This is a genomic window from Agrobacterium sp. SOY23 (genome assembly GCF_027212525.1).
In the GTDB taxonomy this organism is placed as follows: Bacteria; Pseudomonadota; Alphaproteobacteria; order Rhizobiales; family Rhizobiaceae; genus Agrobacterium; species Agrobacterium tumefaciens_I.
In genome coordinates this window covers 1-19,419 of record NZ_JAPWDT010000011.1, presented here as the reverse complement: position 1 = coordinate 19,419, position 19,419 = coordinate 1, and the positions used below count along the sequence as shown (strand labels likewise).

Genomic DNA, 19,419 nt, shown 5'->3' with positions numbered 1-19,419 from the left:
AGGCTTTGATCAGCCGTCTCGCGAAAGGCACCGGCCAGTTGGCCGGTGCTTTTTGTTTGTCACGTCCGGTCAGTCCCCGGCATTGCGGGAGGAATGCCAGGCCCAGGCGGATTTGATGATATCCGACAGGGAGTAACGCGGTTCCCAGCCGAGAACCTCTCTGGCCTTGTCATTATTGGCCACCAGCGTCGTGGAATCCCCATCGCGCCGTCCGGTATATTCGACGGGGAAGGGGCGGCCGGAGACTTCGGAAATCGCCGCCAGCAGTTCCTTCACCGTGGTGCCGGTGCCGGTGCCGAGGTTGAGCTCAACGGTTTCGCCGCCTTCCAGCAGGTAGTCCACCGCCCGCACATGCGCATCGGCAAGGTCGAGAATGTGGATATAGTCGCGAACGCAGGTGCCGTCGCGCGTATCGTAATCCGTGCCGAACACCTTGAAACCCTGACGCCGGCCGAGTGCGGCCTCGATGGCGAGCGGGATCGCATGGGTCTCCGGCTTGTGCCATTCACCGATGCGGCCTTCGAAATCCGCACCTGCGGCGTTGAAATAGCGCAGCATCACCGAGCGCAGCCCCTTATAGGTGCTGTAATCCTTTAGCGCCTGCTCCACCACCCATTTGGTGCGGCCATAGGGGTTGATCGGTGCCTGCCGGTGCGTCTCGTCGATCGGCACCTGTTCCGGCAATCCGTAGGTGGCGCAGGTGGAGGAGAAAACGAATGACGTGACGCCGGCATCAATGGCGGCGGAAAGCAGGTTGAGCGAACCGATGACGTTATTGTCGTAAAAGGCGACCGGCTGCTTGACCGATTCGCCGACTTCGATCAGCGCGGCGAAGTGGAGAACGGCTTCCGGCTTGTGCCTGGCGAAAACTTCGTCCAGCCGCGCCCGGTCGCGAATATCACCCTGTTCGAAAGGCCCCCAGCGGACGAATTCCTCGTGCCCGTTGGACAGATTGTCGAAAACGACCGGTTCATATCCTCGCTCAGACAGGAGAAGGCAGGTGTGCGAACCGATATAGCCGGCACCGCCGACGACAAGGACTTTCTTCTTCATCAATTGCCTTTCAGAAAATTACGGACGCACCGAGACTGTATGTCACTTTGTTCAAATAAGGGCGGCGTGGCGCAGGATGCCATCAACCAGTCTATCCTTCGCGGGTAACATAAAAAAAACCGCGCATCCATGGTCTGGATGCGCGGTTTGCCTTATCGCGTCGCCAAGAAATTACTTGGTCTTTTTGGTATTGACCCTGGTCGCCAGAAAACCCGCCGCGACAGCCACCGCAAGCGTCGCATAGGGGCGCGCCTGAATGGCCAGCGTCAGCAGCGATTGCAGGGCGAGAGGTGCAGCGGTAAGCGGTGCCGCCGTCAAGGGCGCCACGGTGGGCCTTGCGGCATAGACCCTCGGACGTTTGACGATCGCGAGCGCCACCAGCATGATGACGCCGAGCAGGAAGGCAGCGCCGGCGACAACGAGTGCCGCAGGGCCCGCGCCGACATGTTCGGCGAGATAGATCGACCCCGCCACCACGGCGGCGATGAAGGCGATCAGGAAGAAGATCGCGGTCAGAACCGACAGGATTATGGTCGCGCGCAATCGCCGTGTGACGACGCGTCCTTCGCGCTGGGTCTCCCCCAGATAGACCAGCAATGCCTCAAGCATGGGCGCTGCCTTATCGACGCGTCAAAAGGGCGAGCACGAAACCGACGCCAACGGCTATGCCGAGTGACTGCAGCGGGTTTTTCTGGACGTGGTCGGTGAGATTGTCGTTCAGCGTGGAGATTTCGCTGCGCACGCTGTCGGCCATCTCGCCGGAAGCGGTAAGCGCGTCATCGGCGACGCGGGCAGCCTGCGCCTTCAGTTCGTGCGATGCTCCGACGCCGAGCGCCTTCACGCTCTTGGCAAGATTTGCCAGATCTTCGCGAAGCTGGGCGAGCTGAGCCGCCACGTCGGCCGCATCACCGTTTTCGAGGGATTGCTGGATCTTGTCATTCACGTTGCTGCGCACGCTTGCCATAAGGGAAGTCCTTCCTGAACATCATTGACGGAACGACGGCATGTCATTGATCGCCGCCGTTCGTGAACCTTTGTTGCGGCGGTCGAAACACCCGCCTGTCCGTCATTCAAACGCGCCCATGCAGGCTTGGTTCCGCGCGGACATGTGTTTTCTTCGCAGCCATTTCCCCTTGGGGGTGATTTTCAGGGAATTCGGTGCCGGACATTTGTTTTCCTGTCACAAGCATCATATAAGGCCCATCATCGAGACGGACCTTGACTTCAATCAATATGTGAAACGACATGCTGCAGACGCCCTATTACCTCATCGATAAGACAAAACTTCTTCGCAACATGGAGAAGATTGCCTATGTGCGGGAAAAATCCGGCGCAAAGGCGCTCCTGGCGCTGAAGTGCTTCGCCACATGGTCGGTGTTCGATTTCATGTCGCAATATATGGACGGCACCACCTCGTCCTCGCTTTATGAAGTCCGTCTCGGCCGCGAGAAATTCGGCGGCGAGACCCACGCCTATTCCGTGGCTTACGCCGATTACGAGATCGACGAAGTCATTTCGAACGCGGACAAGATCATCTTCAATTCGATCGGCCAGCTGGAGCGCTTCGCCGACAAGGCCGCTGGCATCACCCGTGGCCTGCGCCTCAATCCGCAGGTCAGCTCCTCGAGCTTCGATCTTGCCGATCCCGCACGCCCTTTCAGCCGTCTCGGCGAGTGGGATGTCGCCAAGGTCGACAAGGTCATGGACCGTATTTCCGGTTTCATGATCCACAACAACTGCGAAAACAGCGATTTTTCCCTGTTCGACCGCATGTTGACCCAGATCGAGGAGAAGTTCGGATCGCTGCTGTCGCGTGCGGAATGGGTGAGCCTCGGCGGCGGCATTCATTTTACCGGCGATAATTATCCGCTCGACCAGTTCTGCGACCGCCTGCGGGAGTTCTCGGAAAAATACGGCGTGCAGGTCTATCTGGAGCCGGGCGAAGCCTCGATTACGAAGAGTACGACGCTCGAAGTGACGGTTCTCGACACGCTGTTCAATGGCAAGAACCTCGCTATCGTCGACAGCTCCATCGAAGCGCATATGCTCGATCTCTTGATCTATCGCGAAACCGCCAAGGTTTCGCCGAATGAGGGCGAACATCCTTATATGGTCTGCGGCAAGTCCTGCCTCGCCGGCGATATTTTCGGCGATTTCCGCTTCGACAAGGCGCTGAAGGTCGGTGATCGCATCTCCTTTCAGGATGCGGCCGGTTACACCATGGTCAAGAAGAACTGGTTCAACGGCGTGAAGATGCCGGCGATCGCCATCAAGGAACTGGACGGCTCGGTACGTGCCGTTCGTGAATTCGACTTTGCCGATTTCGAGCAAAGCCTGTCTTAAACCCTGTTTTTAACATCAACGAAGCTCATCCCTGCGGGGAAAAGGAGGCATCACCTGAAATGAAGAAGAACGTTCTGATCATCGGCGCCGGTGGCGTAGCACAGGTCGTGGCGCATAAATGCGCCCAGAACAGCGATGTATTGGGAGACATTCATATTGCGTCACGGACTTTGGGAAAGTGCCGCAAGATTGTCGAGTCCGTACGCGAAAAGAAGAGCCTCAAGACAGATGTGAAACTTGAGGCCCATGCGCTTGACGCGATGGATATCGAGGCGACGAAAGCCTTGATCAAGGAAACCGGCGTTCAGATCGTCATCAATGTCGGTTCGGCTTTCGTCAACATGTCCGTTCTTCGTGCCTGCATGGACACGGGTGTTGCTTATATGGATACGGCGATCCACGAGGATCCGACCAAGATCTGCGAGACGCCGCCGTGGTACGGAAACTACGAGTGGAAGCGCGCGCAAGAGTGCAAGGAAAAGGGCATTACCGCCATTCTCGGCGTCGGTTTCGACCCGGGCGTGGTCAATGCCTATGCCCGCCTTGCCAAGGATGATTATTTCGACAAGGTCACCTCGGTCGATATCGTCGACATCAATGCTGGCAGCCATGGCCGCTGGTTCTCCACGAATTTCGACCCGGAAATCAACTTCCGTGAATTCACGGGCGTCGTTTATTCCTGGCAGAAGGGTGAGTGGCAGACGAACCAGATGTTCGAAGTCGGCCAGGAATTCGACCTGCCTGTCGTCGGCAAGCAGAAGGCCTATATGACCGGTCACGACGAAGTGCATTCGCTGTCCAAGAACATGGACGGTGCCGATGTGCGCTTCTGGATGGGCTTTGGCGATCACTATATCAACGTCTTCACCGTGCTGAAGAACCTTGGGCTCCTGTCCGAAAAGCCGGTCAAGACCGCCGAAGGCCTCGAAGTCGTACCGCTGAAGGTGGTGAAGGCCGTGCTGCCCGATCCGTCTTCGCTGGCGCCTGACTATGTCGGCAAGACCTGCATCGGCGATATCGTCAAGGGTATCAAGGACGGCAAGGAGCGCGAAGTCTTCATCTACAACGTGGCTGACCACAAGGACGCCTATGAAGAAGTCGGCTCGCAGGGCATTTCCTACACCGCCGGCGTTCCCCCGGTCGCTGCCGCCATGCTGATCGCGACAGGCGAGTGGGATGTGAAGCAGATGGCCAATGTGGAAGAATTGCCGCCTAAGCCATTCCTGAACATCCTGAACAAGATCGGTCTTCCGAACCGCATCAAGGACGAAAACGGCGATCGCGCGCTGGAGTTCTGAGCGCAGCGTTCTTGACGGATAGAGACAGAAAAGCCCCGCGAAAGCGGGGCTTTTTGTTGGTGGCGACGTCTGCCGACACGAAAAATTTGGCGAATTCGTAGCATCCTCACCGTCACCCCGGATTTAGTCCGGGGTCCGGCGCGATCAAGGACTTGGTCGCGAGAGCCTTCTCACGGCGCAGACGCGCCGTGGCTGGATGCCGGCTCGGGGCCGGCATGATGGAGGAAACCTTGTCACCGGCCTCAAGCCCCGGATGAACCGGACCCGAAATTACCGAGATTTGCTCAGAGCCGCCCTCAGCCCTTTGTCGGCTTCGGCCCACGCTTTTCGAAAGGCTTATCCTTCTTGCCTTCATATTTCGGCTTGTCACCGAAGGGCTTTTTCTTCTTCCAGGGCTTGTCGTCGCCCTTGCGGTCATCGCGTGGACCCGCCGCATTGTCGGATTTGCTGAACTTGCGCTGAGCCTTGGCCGGGCGCGTGTCTTCGCGGAAGCCGCCGGTCATTTCCGGTTTGCCTTCCAGCGCCTTAAGACGAATGCCCTTTTCGAGCGTCATGTCCTTGCCGATGGCGGAGGTGAAACGGTCGACGGCGTCGGCCGCCAGTTCCACGAAGGTTTCCGTCTGCTGCATGCGGATCGCGCCGATATCCTGGCGGGTGATCTTGCCGAAACGGCAGAGCATGGGGATGAGCCAACGCGGCTCGGCGCTCTGCTTGCGGCCGACGGACAGCGAAAACCAGGCGCTGTCGGCGAAATCGGAACGCTCGCGGCGCGGTGCATTGTTTTCGACCGTCTCGAAACTGTCGCGGCGCGGCTTGCGGCTGTTGTCCAGCGAGACTTCGGTGATGTCCTCAGGTGCCGAACGGCCGGCGTGGTAAAGACGTACGAAAGCGGCGGCGACCTTTTCAGCGCCATGCTGTTCGAGCAGCTTGGTGACGAAATCGCGTTCGTCCTCGGCCACGGCTTCGGTCAGCGACGGATCGGCCAGAAGCCGGGCGCCGTCGCGCTCGACGATCTCTTCAGCGGAAGGCGGGCGAACCCATGCCGGGCTGACCTTGGCGCCTTCCAGCAGGCGTTCGGCCTTGCGGCGCTGGTTGACCGGCACAACGATGGCGCTGACGCCCTTCTGACCGGCGCGGCCGGTACGGCCGGAGCGATGCAGAAGCGTTTCGGAATTGGTCGGCAGGTCGGCGTGGATGACGAGTTCGAGGCCCGGCAGGTCGATACCGCGGGCGGCAACGTCAGTCGCCACGCAGACGCGGGCGCGGCCATCGCGCATGGCCTGCAGCGCATGGGTGCGTTCGTTCTGGGTCAGTTCACCGGAAAGTGCCACGACGGCAAAGCCGCGATTGTTCAGCCGCGCGGTCAGATGGTTCACCGCCGCACGGGTGGAGCAGAAAACGATGGCATTGCGGGCTTCATAGAAGCGCAGCGCATTGATGATGGCGTTTTCGCGGTCGGCCGGGGTGACCAGCATGGCGCGATATTCGATATCCACATGCTGCTTCTGTTCGGAAGCGGTGGCAATGCGCACGGCGTTCTTCTGGTAGCTTTCGGCCAGCTTGGCGATGCTGCGCGGAACGGTGGCCGAGAACATCAGCGTGCGGCGGGTTTCCGGGGATTCTTCCAGAATGAATTCCAGATCTTCGCGGAAACCGAGATCGAGCATCTCGTCGGCCTCATCCAGCACCACGGCGCGGATGGACGACAGGTCGAGTGCGCCGCGCTTGATGTGGTCGCAAAGGCGACCGGGCGTGCCGACGACGATATGGGCGCCGCGTTCCAGCGCCCGGCGTTCGTTGCGCACATCCATGCCGCCGACGCAGGAAGCAATCGACACGCCGGCGAATTCGTAGAGCCATTCCAGCTCACGCTTCACCTGCATGGCCAGTTCGCGGGTCGGCGCAATGGCCAGCGCCAGCGGCGCGGAAGCCTGGCCGAAACGGCCATTTTCCGGCAGAAGCGTCGGTGCGAGCGCAATGCCGAAGGCGACCGTCTTGCCCGAACCGGTCTGCGCGGAAACCAGCGCGTCCTTGTCGGCCAGTTCCGGCGCAAGCATGGCCTGCTGCACGGGGGTCAAGTCTTTGTAGCCGCGTTTTTCCAACGCCTGCGCGATCGCCGGGGCGATACCCTGGGTGTCTGTCATCTACCGTCTTTCGGATATGAAGCTGCCCGCATCCGCCCGAAACCAATAGGTCCTAAAGTCTCCGGGGCAGCCGATACGGGCCATTTCGGCCATCTGGCCGGTTGCATTGCCGCGCTCATACTGCGAATGGGCCGGTTTGTACAGTGCACTGCGGTACGCTCTTTTGCGGGTGCTTTATCCTGCCGCCGTTCCATCCCGCCATTGTTCCGGGCCTGCACTCCCGAAAAAGGCGTACCGCATGGTTCATAAACGGCATTGCGTGCCCCCCACCTTTTCGCTAAGAGACCCGCAACTTGAGGCTCTTTATCAGGAAGGGCCGACTGGGTTTGTTCTTGTCCGTCCGTATCCTGAAGGAGCCGGCGGGAAAATGGGATGGTACTGGTCAAGGCTATGGCTCGCATTGTCATGAAATTCGGCGGCACGTCCGTCGCGAACCTCGAACGCATTCATAATGTCGCACGGCATGTGAAACGCGAAGTGGATGCCGGCCATGAAGTGGCCGTGGTCGTTTCCGCCATGTCCGGCAAAACCAATGAGCTGGTGGACTGGGTGCAGAACGCCGCCAAGGTGGCTGGCGCCAACGCCGCCTCGTTTTTCGACGCACGCGAATATGACGCGGTCGTCGCATCCGGCGAGCAGGTGACGTCGGGTCTTCTGGCGATCACGCTGCAATCCATGGGCATCAATGCGCGCTCCTGGCAGGGCTGGCAGATCCCGATCCGCACCGACAATGCGCACGGCGCCGCCCGCATTCTCGAAATTGATGGTTCGGATATCGTCCACCGCATGGGCGAAGGCCAGGTTGCCGTCGTCGCCGGTTTTCAGGGAATCGGTCCGGATAACCGCATCGCGACACTCGGTCGCGGCGGTTCGGATACGTCGGCCGTTGCCATCGCTGCTGCCGTCAAGGCGGATCGCTGCGACATCTATACCGATGTCGATGGCGTCTACACGACCGATCCGCGTATCGAGCCCAAGGCTCGCCGCATGAAGAAGATCGCCTTCGAGGAAATGCTCGAAATGGCCTCTCTTGGCGCGAAGGTTCTGCAGGTTCGCTCGGTCGAGCTTGCCATGGTACATAAGGTGCGCACCTTCGTTCGCTCCAGTTTCGAGGATCCCGATGCGCCGGGCATGGGCGACCTCATCAACCCGCCCGGTACTTTGATTTGTGACGAGGATGAAATCGTGGAACAGGAAGTCGTAACCGGCATCGCCTATGCCAAGGATGAAGCACAGATCTCGCTGCGCCGCGTGGCCGACCGTCCGGGCGTTTCCGCCGCGATCTTCGGTCCGCTGGCGGAAGCGCATATCAATGTCGACATGATCGTGCAGAACATCTCCGAAGACGGTTCGCGCACCGACATGACCTTCACCGTTCCTTCGGGCGACGTTGCCAAGGCGCTCAAGGTTCTCGACGACAACAAGGCCCAGATCGGCTTCGATGTCGCGCAGAACGAGACGGGCCTCGCCAAGGTTTCGGTCATCGGTATCGGCATGCGCAGCCACGCCGGCGTTGCCGCCAGCGCGTTCAAGGCACTGGCCGAGAAGAACATCAACATCAAGGCGATCACCACCTCCGAGATCAAGATTTCGATCCTGATCGACGGCGCCTATGCCGAACTTGCTGTTCGCACTTTGCATTCCGCCTACGGCCTCGATAAGGCTTGATTTCGAGACATCGGTTCCCGATGCTCCGATTCTTCGGAGTTGCGTTCTTCCGATGTGGCGTTTCATGAAAGCGTGTCCCTTGCGGGACGCGCTTCTCGCGCTATAAATTTTTAAATGACGTTTTGATTCTCGAATATTATGACATTCGGATCGGAAGCGTCGGGGAGCAAACGCGATGAGAGACCTTTCCGCAGGTCCGCGCGTCCTGCTCAAGCGGCTGCGCGAAATGATGGCGGAGCACCTTGAACCGCAGGATCGTCTGGACCAGATCGTCCGTCAGATTGCCAGCAACATGGTGGCGGAGGTTTGCTCGGTCTATGTGCTGCGCTCCGACAGCGTGCTGGAGCTTTATGCCACCGAAGGTCTCAACAAGGATGCCGTGCATCTTGCCCAGCTGAAAATGGGGCAGGGTCTTGTCGGCACCATTGCCGCTTCCGCCCAACCGCTCAATCTTTCGGATGCGCAGGCGCATCCCGCTTTCCGCTATCTTCCTGAAACCGGTGAGGAAATTTATCATTCCTTCCTCGGCGTGCCGATTTTGCGCTCCGGTCGCACTCTTGGCGTTCTTGTGGTCCAGAACAAGGCCAGCCGAACATACCGGGAGGATGAAGTGGAAGCGCTTGAGACAACCGCGATGCTCATTGCCGAAATAGTGGCGAGCGGCGAGTTGAAGAAGATCACCCGCCCCGGTGTGGAACTCGATCTGACGCGTGCCGTCTCCATAGATGGCGACGGTTACGGCGAAGGCATCGGTCTTGGCCACGTCGTGCTGCACGATCCGCGTATCGTCGTTACCAACCTGCTCAATGAAGATGCCGATACGGAAATCCGGCGTCTTGCCGATGCCATCGGTTCTCTTCGTCTGTCCATCGATGACATGCTGCAGCGTCGCGATGTGCCGACCGAGGGTGAGCACCGCGAGGTTCTGGAAACCTACCGCATGTTCGCCCATGATCAGGGCTGGGTGCGGCGCATGGAAGAGGCGATCCGCAACGGCCTGACGGCGGAAGCGGCGGTCGAAAAGGTGCAGAGCGACACCAAGGCGCGCATGATGCGCCTGACCGATCCCTATCTGCGCGAACGCATGCATGATTTCGACGATCTCGCCAACCGCCTGCTGCGGCAGCTGATCGGTTTTGGCGGTCGTGGTCCCGAGCAGGATTTTCCGCTCGATGCCATCGTGCTGGCCCGCGCCATGGGCGCTGCCGAGTTGCTCGATTATCCGCGCGAAAAACTGCGCGGTCTGGTGCTCGAAGACGGCGCGGTGACGAGCCATGTCGTCATCGTGGCGCGTGCCATGGGCATTCCGATCATCGGGCAGGCGACCGGTATCGTTGCGCTTGCCGAAAACAACGATCCCATCATCATCGATGGCGATGACGGCCAGGTGCATCTGCGGCCGATGTCGGATCTGCAGCGCGCCTATGAAGAAAAGGTGCGGCTGCGCGCCCGCCGGCAGGAGCAATTCCGCGCGCTGCGCAATGTCGAGCCGATCACCAAGGATGGCCAGAAGGTCAATCTGAAGATGAATGCGGGCTTGCTGGTCGACCTGCCGCAGCTGGAGGAATCCGGCGCCGATGGTATCGGCCTGTTCCGCACGGAGCTGCAATTCATGATCGCCTCCAACATGCCGAAGGGCGAGGAGCAGGAGGCTTTCTACCGCTCGGTTCTGCGGCAGGCCAAGGGCAAGAGCGTTACCTTCCGCACACTGGATATCGGTGGCGACAAGGTCGTTTCTTATATGCGTGGCCAGGAAGAGGAAAATCCGGCGCTCGGCTGGCGGGCGATCCGCCTGTCGCTCGACCGGCCGGGCCTGATGCGCACGCAGATGCGCGCGCTGCTGCGCGCCGCCTCCGGGGCTGAACTGCGTATGATGCTGCCGATGGTGACGGAAGTCTCCGAAATCCGGGCTGCGCGCGACCTGTTGCAGAAGGAAGTGCAGCATCTTTCGAAGTTCAGCCATGCGCTACCGAAAAAGCTGCAATTCGGCGCGATGCTGGAAGTGCCGTCGCTCATGTGGCAGCTCGACGAACTGATGCAGGAGGTGGATTTCGTCTCCGTCGGTTCGAACGACCTGTTCCAGTTCTCGATGGCGGTCGATCGTGGCAATGCGCGTGTTTCGGATCGTTTCGACAATCTCGGCAAGCCGTTCCTGCGCATTCTGCGTGATATCGTGCGCGCCGGCGAAAGACACCACACTTCGGTGACGTTGTGCGGTGAGATGGCGAGCAAGCCGCTTTCGGCCATGGCGTTGATCGGGCTTGGTTTCCGCTCGATTTCCATGTCGCCGACGGCGATCGGTCCGGTGAAGGCCATGCTGCTCGGGCTTGATGCCGCAAACCTTGCCGAAGAGCTGAATGCGGCGCTGGACGATCATAATTCGCTGGAAAGCGCGCGCGAGGTGTTGTTACGCTTTGCCGCGACGCATTCCATTCCCATTTAAAAAGACCTGTTTCATTATTGGAGTGACTGGTGGCGAAGCTTCCCGTCGAAAAAATGCGCGAGTTGGAAAGACGTTTCGGTGAGATCGAAGCGCGCATGTCGGCCGGCCCGGCGGCGGATGTCTATGTGAAGCTCGCTTCGGAATATTCCGAACTCGAGCCCGTGGTGAAGAAAATCCGCGAATACGAAAAGGCGGTTTCCGAGGCCTCTGATCTGGAAGCGTTGTTGGCCGACAAGTCGACCGACAAGGATATGCGCGATCTGGCGGAAATGGAGCTGCCGGAGATCGAGACCCGCATCGGCGAGCTTGAAAAGGACATGCAGGTCCTCTTGCTTCCCAAGGATGCGGCGGATGAAAAAAGCGCGATCCTCGAAATCCGTGCCGGCACCGGCGGCTCCGAGGCCGCGCTTTTTGCCGGCGATCTGTTCCGCATGTATGAGCGTTTTGCGTCGACCAAGGGCTGGAAGGTGGAAGTGCTTTCCGCCAGCGAAGGTGAAGCGGGCGGTTACAAGGAAATCATCGCCACGATCAGCGGGCGAGGGGTGTTTTCCAAGCTGAAATTCGAATCCGGCGTGCACCGGGTGCAGCGCGTGCCGGAAACGGAAGCGAGCGGCCGCATCCACACGTCGGCCGCCACCGTCGCAGTACTTCCGGAAGCGGAGGACATCGACGTTGAAATCCGCCCGGAAGATATCCGCATCGATACCATGCGCGCTTCGGGCGCGGGCGGCCAGCACGTCAATACGACCGACTCTGCGGTGCGCATCACCCATCTTCCGACGGGCCTGATCGTCACCAGTTCGGAAAAGTCGCAGCATCAGAACCGCGCCAAGGCCATGCAGGTTCTGCGCTCGCGCCTTTATGACATCGAGCGGCAGAAGGTGGAGAGCGAACGCTCCGCCGACCGCAAGAGCCAGGTGGGCTCCGGTGACCGTTCCGAACGCATCCGCACCTATAATTTTCCGCAGGGCCGCGTCACCGATCACCGCATCAATCTCACGCTTTATAAGCTCGACCGCATGATCGAAGGCGAGATCGATGAGCTGGTGGATGCGCTGATTGCCGATTATCAGGCCGGCCAGCTGGCACAGCTCGGCGAGCAGCTTTGAGTACGGGGGCTGAGGCAACCGTTGCGGACGCACTTGCCGCTGCCCGCAAAAGGCTGCAGGCCGCCGGGATCGACGATCCGCTTCTCGATGCGCGGCTCCTGATTGCGGAAGTCGTCGATTTTTCACTGACCGATTTCGTGATGAAGCCCGACCGGCCCGTCACCGTGGAAGAAAACGCCAGTATCGTCGCCATGATCGAACGGCGGGCCAGCGGCGAACCCGTTCATCGCATCCTCGGCCACCGGGAGTTTCATGGCCTCGATCTTCTTTTGTCGAAGGAAACGCTCGAACCCCGGCCGGATACGGAAGTTCTGGTCGATACGCTGCTGCCGGCGCTGAAAAAAGTGGTTCTAGCCAGGGGAAGCGCCCGCATCCTGGATATGGGCACGGGCACGGGCGCGATCGCTCTCGCACTTTTGAAGGAATGTCCGGACGCCACCGGTATCGGCAGCGATATTTCCGCCGATGCGCTGGAAACGGCGGCTAGGAATGCCGCCCGAAATGGTCTAGCCGGGCGCTTCGAAACCATTCGCAGCGACTGGTTTGAAAAAATCTCTGGCCGCTTTGACATAATTGTGTCGAATCCGCCTTATATAAGAACAGATATCGTCGCAACGCTCGACCAAGAGGTTCGTAACCACGATCCGATGGCGGCGCTGGACGGAGGTCAGGACGGCCTTGCACCGTACCGCCTTATTGCTGCCGATGCAGGCCGCTTTCTTGTGGAAAACGGGATTGTCGGTGTGGAGATCGGTTTCGATCAAAGGCTTGATGTTTCCGCTATATTTGCTTCCCACGGTTTCTCTCTTCTGGATGCCGTGAAGGATTATGGTGGCAACGACAGAGTTTTGACCTTCCGGAGATAGTTGTTCGCGATATGTCTGCGGATTTTTTGCAAGGATATTTTGCACAGCAAAAGAAAAGGCTTGGATTTCCGCAGGAAGCGGGATAGTTTGCGGCCACATGCTGGGTGGCTGAGGACGAACACAGATTCGTCAGGGTATGGGTCAGTCCCGAAGCGGGTTCTTTTGAGAGCCCTGAAAGGCTGGGCGTTTCCGGCATGTGAATCAGTAAACTTTGTTCGCAGGCGGCTCGGTGCAGCATTTGCGCAGCCGGTCGTCATACGCGAGGTCTTGCCCTGGGGTTATCTTCGGCAAGACGCGTGATGGAGCAATTTCAGGAAAAATTTCCAGCGGTTTTCCGCCCGGAATTGCATGAAAACAACCAGATTGTCAGCAAAACAGAATTCAGGTGAGCAATTGATGAGGCCAGGACAGCAAAACAAGCGCGGCCGGGGGCGTGGAAACAACAACAATAACAATGGTGGCGGTAACAACAACTTCAACCGCAAGGGCGGCAATCCGCTTACCAGGACTTATGACAGTTCCGGCCCCGATGTTAAAATCCGTGGCACAGCCCAGCACATAGCGGAAAAATACGCGGCTCTGGCGCGCGATGCGCAGAGTTCCGGCGACCGTGTGATCGCTGAAAACTATCTGCAGCACGCTGAACATTACAACCGCATTATCGCTTCGGCTCAGGCCCAGATGCAGGAACGCTTCCAGCGCGACGACCGCGGCGACTATAACGCTGCCGATGGCGACGACATGGATGTGAACGACGGCGATGAAGGCGTCATTGCACCGCAGCAGCAGGCCGAACAGGCCGAGCGCGTGCAGCAGCCGGAACGCCAGGAGCGTACTGAGCGGAACGAGCAGCGCCAGGAACGTCGTGAGCGTCCCGAACGCCGCGAACGGCAGGAGCGCCAGCCGCGCCAGCCGCAGGTGGCCGCCGAACAGCAGCCGCCGGTCTATGACGCCAGCCAGGCGCCGCAGCCGGTCATCGAAGGTACGCCCATGGAAGTGGCCGTCGAGGAAGAGCAGCAGCAGGCGGAAGCTCCGGCCGAACGCGCACCCAAGGCGCGCCGGGCAACTGGTCCGCGCCAGCGCCGCCCGCGCCGCGCCGCCGCTGCGGAAGGTGCCGAAGGCGAAGATGCGCCGGCCGGTGAAGATGCCCCCGCTGCCACGCTTGAGAATGCTGCTGAATAAGCAGCGTCTGCAAATCAGCTACGCAATCGAAAAACTCCGGCTTGCCGGAGTTTTTTGTTTTTGGCGGTCGATGAGAGACGGGCTGTCGCCCCTGCTGGATCGCAGGGCGGAATTGATGCCGGTCAAATCCGGCGAAAATTTCCCGCACGGCGAATTCTCGCCCCTTTAAACCCATGAAAATGCCTCCCATATTCGTGCAGGAAGGACGGAAGCCGCATTCGCCGGCGACCGGCCATCAAGAGGCGGCGATCGTGAAATCCTTAAAACACGGCTGTCGTAGCGGGGCTTGCCTTTGAGGGAGCCTCAACCCTAACACCCGGGTCCGTGCCGAAAGCGGGCGGGCCGGTCTATGGAGGTTCGACTATGAATATTGAAAAATACTCCGAACGCGTTCGCGGTTTTCTGCAATCGGCGCAGACTTTTGCGCTTGCCGAAAACCATCAGCAGTTTTCGCCCGAACATGTTCTGAAGGTCCTGCTTGATGACGAGCAGGGCATGGCTGCATCGCTGATCGAGCGTGCGGGCGGCGACGCCAAGGAAGCGCGTCTTGCCAATGATGCGGCGCTTGCAAAATTGCCCAAGGTTTCCGGCGGCAATGGCGGCCTTTCGCTGACGGCCCCGCTCGCCAAGGTATTTTCGACCGCCGAAGACCTTGCCAAGAAGGCCGGGGACAGTTTCGTCACCGTCGAGCGTCTTCTGCAGGCGCTTGCGATTGAAAGCTCCGCTTCCACCTCGGCTTCCCTGAAGAAGGCGGGCGTGACGGCGCAGGCGCTCAATCAGGTCATCAACGACATTCGCAAGGGCCGCACGGCTGATAGCGCCAATGCCGAACAGGGCTTTGACGCGCTGAAGAAATATGCGCGCGATCTGACAGAGGAAGCCCGCGAGGGTAGACTCGACCCTGTGATCGGCCGTGACGACGAAATTCGCCGTACCATTCAGGTCCTCTCGCGCCGCACCAAGAACAATCCCGTGCTGATCGGTGAACCGGGCGTCGGTAAAACGGCGATCGCCGAAGGCCTTGCGCTGCGCATCGTTAATGGCGACGTGCCTGAGAGCCTGAAGGACAAGAAACTGATGGCGCTCGATATGGGCGCGCTGATCGCCGGTGCGAAATATCGCGGTGAATTTGAAGAGCGCCTGAAGGCTGTGCTGAACGAGGTGCAGGCCGAAAACGGTGGCATCATCCTGTTCATCGACGAGATGCACACGCTGGTCGGTGCCGGCAAGGCCGATGGCGCAATGGATGCGTCCAATCTGCTGAAGCCTGCGCTTGCCCGTGGTGAGCTGCACTGCGTTGGCGCCACCACGCTCGATGAATATCGCAAGCATGTGGAGAAGGACCCGGCCCTTGCCCGGCGTTTCCAGCCCGTGCTGGTGGATGAACCGAACGTCGAGGACACGATCTCGATCCTGCGCGGTCTGAAGGAAAAATACGAACAGCACCACAAGGTTCGCATCTCGGATTCGGCCCTTGTTGCGGCTGCGACGCTTTCCAACCGCTACATCACCGACCGCTTCCTGCCCGATAAGGCAATCGACCTGATGGACGAGGCCGCCTCGCGTCTTCGCATGCAGGTGGATTCCAAGCCGGAAGAACTGGACGAACTGGATCGCCGCATCATTCAGCTGAAGATCGAACGCGAAGCCCTGAAGCAGGAAACCGACCAGTCTACCGTCGACCGCCTCAAGAAGCTCGAGGATGAGCTGGCCGATACCGAAGAAAAGGCAGATGCGCTGACAGCCCGCTGGCAGGCGGAAAAGCAGAAGCTCGGCCATGCCGCAGACCTCAAGAAGCGGCTCGACGAGGCCCGCAACGAACTGGCGATCGCCCAGCGCAACGGCCAGTTCCAGCGCGCCGGCGAGTTGACCTATGGCATCATTCCCGGCCTCGAAAAGGAACTGGCTGCGGCGGAAGCCCGCGACAGCAGCGGTGCCGGTTCGATGGTGCAGGAAGTGGTGACGGCGGACAATATCGCCCATGTCGTGTCGCGCTGGACGGGTATTCCGGTCGACAAGATGCTGGAAGGTCAGCGCGAAAAGCTGCTGCGCATGGAAGACGAACTTGCCAAGTCCGTTGTCGGGCAGGGTGAGGCCGTGCAGGCGGTGTCCAAGGCGGTTCGCCGTTCGCGCGCGGGCCTGCAGGATCCCAACCGGCCGATCGGTTCGTTCATCTTCCTCGGCCCGACGGGCGTGGGCAAGACCGAGCTGACCAAGTCGCTCGCCCGCTTCCTGTTCGACGACGAAACCGCGATGGTTCGCCTCGACATGTCGGAATATATGGAGAAACACTCCGTTGCCCGGCTGATCGGCGCGCCTCCCGGCTATGTCGGTTACGAAGAGGGCGGTGCACTTACGGAAGCGGTTCGCCGCCGGCCCTATCAGGTCGTGCTGTTCGACGAGATCGAAAAAGCGCATCCGGACGTCTTCAACGTCCTGCTGCAGGTGCTGGATGACGGCCGCCTCACGGATGGCCAGGGCCGCACCGTCGATTTCAAGAACACCATCATCATCATGACCTCGAACCTCGGTTCGGAATTCATGACGCAGATGGGTGATAACGACGATGTGGATTCGGTTCGCGAACTGGTCATGGAGCGGGTTCGGTCGCATTTCCGGCCGGAATTCCTCAACCGTATCGACGATATCATCCTGTTCCACCGCCTGCGGCGCGACGAGATGGGTGCGATCGTGGAAATCCAGCTGAAGCGCCTCGTATCGCTTCTGGCCGATCGCAAGATCACGCTGGAACTGGATGAGGACGCCCGCAACTGGCTTGCCAACAAGGGTTACGATCCGGCCTATGGCGCACGTCCGCTGAAGCGCGTGATCCAGAAATCGGTTCAGGACCGGCTGGCTGAAATGATCCTCGGTGGTGAAGTCCCGGATGGCTCGCGGGTCAAGGTGACCTCGGGCACCGACCGGCTGCTCTTCAAGGTCAAGCCCGCCAAGGGTGAAGCCGAAGCCGAAACCGCCGATGCGGCATAAAAGGAAAGGGCTCCGGAAACGGAGCCCTTTTCATATGGCGTGGAAGCCGATCCGGTATTTTCCGCAGATCAGCGGCTTGCCACCTGATTGGGCTTTTCATCGATGTTGAGCAGATTGTCGATGCGTTTTCTCTCGTCGGAGAACCGTGCCAGCGCCTCGCCGGAAAGGGACTTGCCACCCGGCAGGCGCACCTTCATCGCATCCACTTTCGTGCCATTGACGATCAGCTCGTAATGCAGATGCGCGCCGGTCGAAAGCCCGGTCGATCCCACATAGCCGATCACCTGGCCCTGGCGGACCTTGGAACCCTCGGTGACGCCCTTGGCGATCGCACTCTGGTGGTTATAGGAAGAAACATAGCCATTGGCATGGCGGATCAGGGTCTGGTTGCCATAACCCGAGGCCCAGCCGGCCTTTTCGACCGTGCCGTTGCCCGTCGCGATGATCGGCGTGCCGCGCGCGGCCGCCCAGTCGGTGCCGGTGTGCATGCGGCTGAATTTCAAAACCGGGTGGCGGCGCATGCCGAAACCGGATGTCATGCGGCCGTTCGGAACCGGGTTGCGCAGCAGGAACTGACGGATGCTTTTGCCGTTCTCGTCGAAATAATCGACGCTATTGTCTTCCGGACTCTGGAATCGGTAAAACCGCGTTTCATTGTCGCCGAACTTGGCGTTGACGTAGAGCAGTTCCGACTTGTCCGTCGCCTTGCCGTCCGCATCTTCCACGGAGAAGAAGGCTTCCAGCGTATCCGCCGGCTTCAGCTGCGCCTGAAAATCGACGCTGCTGGCCAGAAGCTTGATGAGCTGCGAAACCATGCTCTGGTTCATGCCGTAGGCCAGAGCCGCCCGGTAGACGCCGTCATAGACACTCGGCAGGTCGCGCCCGGCGGCAGGTGCCGGCGTACTGTCGAAGGCGGTCGCAACCGCATCGAGTTTCGGCGGTTCGCTGGCCTTGATGAAACGCTTGCGGTCATCGACGGCCATGGTAACCATGTGGCGGCCCTTGCGATAAAGGCTCGCGCGGACAATGTCGCTCTTTTCGTCTTCCTGAATAATGCCGACGCGCAGCACATCGCCGCTTTCGACATTGTTCGACTGGATTTGCGGCGACAGCAACCCGGCGATTTCCGACGATTGTACCTTCGAATAGCCGGCGCCGAACAGGGCGGCCTCGATCGTCTCGGTCTGACGGGCAGGGATCACGTCGTCGGCATATTCCTTGACGGGCACCGAGGCTGACTGCGGGGTCGAAACCGACATGTTCTGTTCGACAACACGGGCGGCAAGGCCGGCGGTAATATCGACGTCACCCTCATCATTATCGAAACGGCGCGGGTCGATGTAATAAAGGGCCGCAACCTGCTCGTTACCGTCCGTCAGGATCGAGCCGTTGGAACGTACCGCCTCCTCGACCTCATCGAAGCTCAGGGAGCCGGCAAAGGCATATTTGGAATGCTGGACGGGAAAGGCGACGGTTTTCAGGCTGACTTCGGATTCCACTTCGGAACCATAGATCGTTCCCGTTCGGCTTGCAGCCGGCGCGGGCGCATCCTTGTCGTCATTGCTCGCAAAGATGTTCAGGGGATCGAAGGCGGGATAGTCGTCCTGCTTGGCGTAATTTGCCGCCAGCGGAATCTTGACGTGAGAGAAGGGAACCTTGCGGACCACTTCCTTGTCGCCTTCGTTGATGACGGTGGAAACTTCCATGATCGACCGGTCGGACGGTCGGGCCGCTATATTCGGTGCGACGAGGCGCGTGCCGCGACGCGCGGCTTCCGTGGCATTGTTGCCCATATCCGCCTTGGCGAAGGCTTCGGCGGGAATGGCAAGCTGCTGGCGACCGTCGAGAGCGGCAAACAGCGCAACCCCCATCAATATGGAAGAGGTAATGCCGGTCAGGAATGTGCCGGAAAGCCATCGAAGCGAAATTTCGCGACGATCGGGTGCACGGCGCCCTTCCGCCAGAATTGGCGGTTCCGTGCCTAGCGACCGGATCACATTGCGATCCGCAGTCATACTAGCTGTGCCCCGTCGGTCATGCGCTCTCCAGAAACTTCAGGCGAAGATGTGCAACTTTCAAAGCCGTGAGTCAAATCCATCGACGCGGCGGCAGATACATTGCAACGCGCTATATAAGGGCATGCGCAGGCCGGCCCGATATTAACGCTTCGTTGACAAAGCAATTAGTGAGGAACCGGGCCAAAAGAAGGCGCGCCACCTGTCTTGGGTGTCCGGGTGTTCTTCTCCTGTGCAAAACCCCGGCGGTCAGGGGGGTATGGAAGGGCAGCAATCATTAAAAAACGAAATTACCTTTTTATTTCAGAGC

General features: G+C 59.7%; 15 protein-coding genes. 9 read left to right on the top strand and 6 right to left on the bottom strand.

Annotated features, from left to right (window positions below):
- Positions 1 to 69: 69 nt before the first annotated feature.
- From galE to O3S81_RS24100, 4 genes are all read right to left on the bottom strand, one after another.
- Entirely contained in the window at positions 70 to 1,053 is a 984-nt protein-coding gene (gene galE, locus O3S81_RS24115) for a UDP-glucose 4-epimerase GalE (RefSeq protein WP_269347281.1), read from the bottom strand.
- Positions 1,054 to 1,224: 171 nt separating this feature from the next.
- Positions 1,225 to 1,662, bottom strand: coding sequence for a hypothetical protein (locus O3S81_RS24110; RefSeq protein ID WP_269347279.1), 438 nt, complete (start codon positions 1,660 to 1,662; stop codon positions 1,225 to 1,227).
- Positions 1,663 to 1,672: 10 nt separating this feature from the next.
- Positions 1,673 to 2,017 carry a DUF883 family protein gene (locus tag O3S81_RS24105; RefSeq protein WP_003508755.1) on the bottom strand — a complete coding sequence of 115 codons (345 nt, stop codon included), beginning with the start codon at positions 2,015 to 2,017 and terminating at the stop codon, positions 1,673 to 1,675.
- A 106-nt stretch (positions 2,018 to 2,123) separates the two neighbouring features.
- Complete coding sequence (locus O3S81_RS24100; RefSeq protein ID WP_269347277.1) at positions 2,124 to 2,300, bottom strand: hypothetical protein; 177 nt, start codon at positions 2,298 to 2,300, stop codon at positions 2,124 to 2,126.
- On the opposite strand from O3S81_RS24100, the gene nspC reads away from it, so the two are divergent.
- On the top strand, positions 2,299 to 3,396 hold the full coding sequence (gene nspC, locus O3S81_RS24095; RefSeq protein ID WP_269347274.1) for a carboxynorspermidine decarboxylase: 1,098 nt from the start codon (positions 2,299 to 2,301) through the stop codon (positions 3,394 to 3,396). The genes O3S81_RS24100 and nspC overlap by 2 nt on opposite strands.
- Before the next feature lie 59 nt (positions 3,397 to 3,455).
- Positions 3,456 to 4,694: a saccharopine dehydrogenase family protein gene (locus tag O3S81_RS24090; RefSeq protein WP_269347273.1), complete on the top strand. Its 1,239-nt coding sequence runs from the start codon at positions 3,456 to 3,458 to the stop codon at positions 4,692 to 4,694.
- A 296-nt stretch (positions 4,695 to 4,990) separates the two neighbouring features.
- Here the strand turns inward: O3S81_RS24090 and O3S81_RS24085 are convergent, their stop codons facing one another.
- Complete coding sequence (locus tag O3S81_RS24085) at positions 4,991 to 6,838, bottom strand: DEAD/DEAH box helicase (protein ID WP_269347271.1); 1,848 nt, start codon at positions 6,836 to 6,838, stop codon at positions 4,991 to 4,993.
- Between the two features lie 390 nt (positions 6,839 to 7,228).
- Here O3S81_RS24085 and O3S81_RS24080 point away from each other — a divergent pair, with 390 nt between their 5' ends.
- The 7 genes from O3S81_RS24080 to clpB all read left to right on the top strand — a co-directional run bounded on the left by O3S81_RS24080 (position 7,229) and on the right by clpB (position 17,094).
- Entirely contained in the window at positions 7,229 to 8,506 is a 1,278-nt protein-coding gene (locus tag O3S81_RS24080; RefSeq protein WP_003508761.1) for an aspartate kinase, read from the top strand.
- 175 nt (positions 8,507 to 8,681) lie between these two features.
- The gene (gene ptsP / locus O3S81_RS24075; RefSeq protein ID WP_269347269.1) at positions 8,682 to 10,949 is read left to right on the top strand and encodes a phosphoenolpyruvate--protein phosphotransferase; all 2,268 of its coding nucleotides are present in this window, start codon (positions 8,682 to 8,684) and stop codon (positions 10,947 to 10,949) included.
- A 29-nt stretch (positions 10,950 to 10,978) separates the two neighbouring features.
- The gene (prfA, locus tag O3S81_RS24070) at positions 10,979 to 12,058 is read left to right on the top strand and encodes a peptide chain release factor 1 (RefSeq protein WP_269347267.1); all 1,080 of its coding nucleotides are present in this window, start codon (positions 10,979 to 10,981) and stop codon (positions 12,056 to 12,058) included.
- The gene (gene prmC, locus O3S81_RS24065) at positions 12,055 to 12,924 is read left to right on the top strand and encodes a peptide chain release factor N(5)-glutamine methyltransferase (RefSeq protein ID WP_269347265.1); all 870 of its coding nucleotides are present in this window, start codon (positions 12,055 to 12,057) and stop codon (positions 12,922 to 12,924) included. The genes prfA and prmC overlap by 4 nt, the downstream gene beginning before the upstream one ends.
- A gap of 396 nt (positions 12,925 to 13,320) precedes the next feature.
- The gene (locus tag O3S81_RS24060) at positions 13,321 to 14,106 is read left to right on the top strand and encodes a DUF4167 domain-containing protein (protein ID WP_269347264.1); all 786 of its coding nucleotides are present in this window, start codon (positions 13,321 to 13,323) and stop codon (positions 14,104 to 14,106) included.
- Entirely contained in the window at positions 14,093 to 14,275 is a 183-nt protein-coding gene (locus tag O3S81_RS24055) for a hypothetical protein (RefSeq protein WP_269347262.1), read from the top strand. The genes O3S81_RS24060 and O3S81_RS24055 overlap by 14 nt, the downstream gene beginning before the upstream one ends.
- 194 nt (positions 14,276 to 14,469) lie before the next feature.
- A complete protein-coding gene (gene clpB, locus O3S81_RS24050) occupies positions 14,470 to 17,094 on the top strand; it encodes an ATP-dependent chaperone ClpB (RefSeq protein WP_269347260.1) in 2,625 nt (874 codons plus the stop codon).
- A 68-nt stretch (positions 17,095 to 17,162) separates the two neighbouring features.
- Here clpB and O3S81_RS24045 read toward each other — a convergent pair whose 3' ends face one another.
- Positions 17,163 to 19,109: a M23 family metallopeptidase gene (locus tag O3S81_RS24045; protein WP_269347258.1), complete on the bottom strand. Its 1,947-nt coding sequence runs from the start codon at positions 19,107 to 19,109 to the stop codon at positions 17,163 to 17,165.
- Positions 19,110 to 19,419 lie beyond the last annotated feature (310 nt).

Coding starts and splice junctions, on each gene's coding strand:
- galE (WP_269347281.1), bottom strand. CDS start 1,053: ATGAAGAAGAAAGTCCTTGTCGTCGGCGGTGCCGGCTATATCGGTTCG.
- O3S81_RS24110 (WP_269347279.1), bottom strand. CDS start 1,662: ATGCTTGAGGCATTGCTGGTCTATCTGGGGGAGACCCAGCGCGAAGGA.
- O3S81_RS24105 (WP_003508755.1), bottom strand. CDS start 2,017: ATGGCAAGCGTGCGCAGCAACGTGAATGACAAGATCCAGCAATCCCTC.
- nspC (WP_269347274.1), top strand. CDS start 2,299: ATGCTGCAGACGCCCTATTACCTCATCGATAAGACAAAACTTCTTCGC.
- O3S81_RS24100 (WP_269347277.1), bottom strand. CDS start 2,300: ATGTCGTTTCACATATTGATTGAAGTCAAGGTCCGTCTCGATGATGGG.
- O3S81_RS24090 (WP_269347273.1), top strand. CDS start 3,456: ATGAAGAAGAACGTTCTGATCATCGGCGCCGGTGGCGTAGCACAGGTC.
- O3S81_RS24085 (WP_269347271.1), bottom strand. CDS start 6,838: ATGACAGACACCCAGGGTATCGCCCCGGCGATCGCGCAGGCGTTGGAA.
- O3S81_RS24080 (WP_003508761.1), top strand. CDS start 7,229: ATGGCTCGCATTGTCATGAAATTCGGCGGCACGTCCGTCGCGAACCTC.
- ptsP (WP_269347269.1), top strand. CDS start 8,682: ATGAGAGACCTTTCCGCAGGTCCGCGCGTCCTGCTCAAGCGGCTGCGC.
- O3S81_RS24060 (WP_269347264.1), top strand. CDS start 13,321: ATGAGGCCAGGACAGCAAAACAAGCGCGGCCGGGGGCGTGGAAACAAC.
- O3S81_RS24055 (WP_269347262.1), top strand. CDS start 14,093: ATGCTGCTGAATAAGCAGCGTCTGCAAATCAGCTACGCAATCGAAAAA.
- clpB (WP_269347260.1), top strand. CDS start 14,470: ATGAATATTGAAAAATACTCCGAACGCGTTCGCGGTTTTCTGCAATCG.
- O3S81_RS24045 (WP_269347258.1), bottom strand. CDS start 19,109: ATGACTGCGGATCGCAATGTGATCCGGTCGCTAGGCACGGAACCGCCA.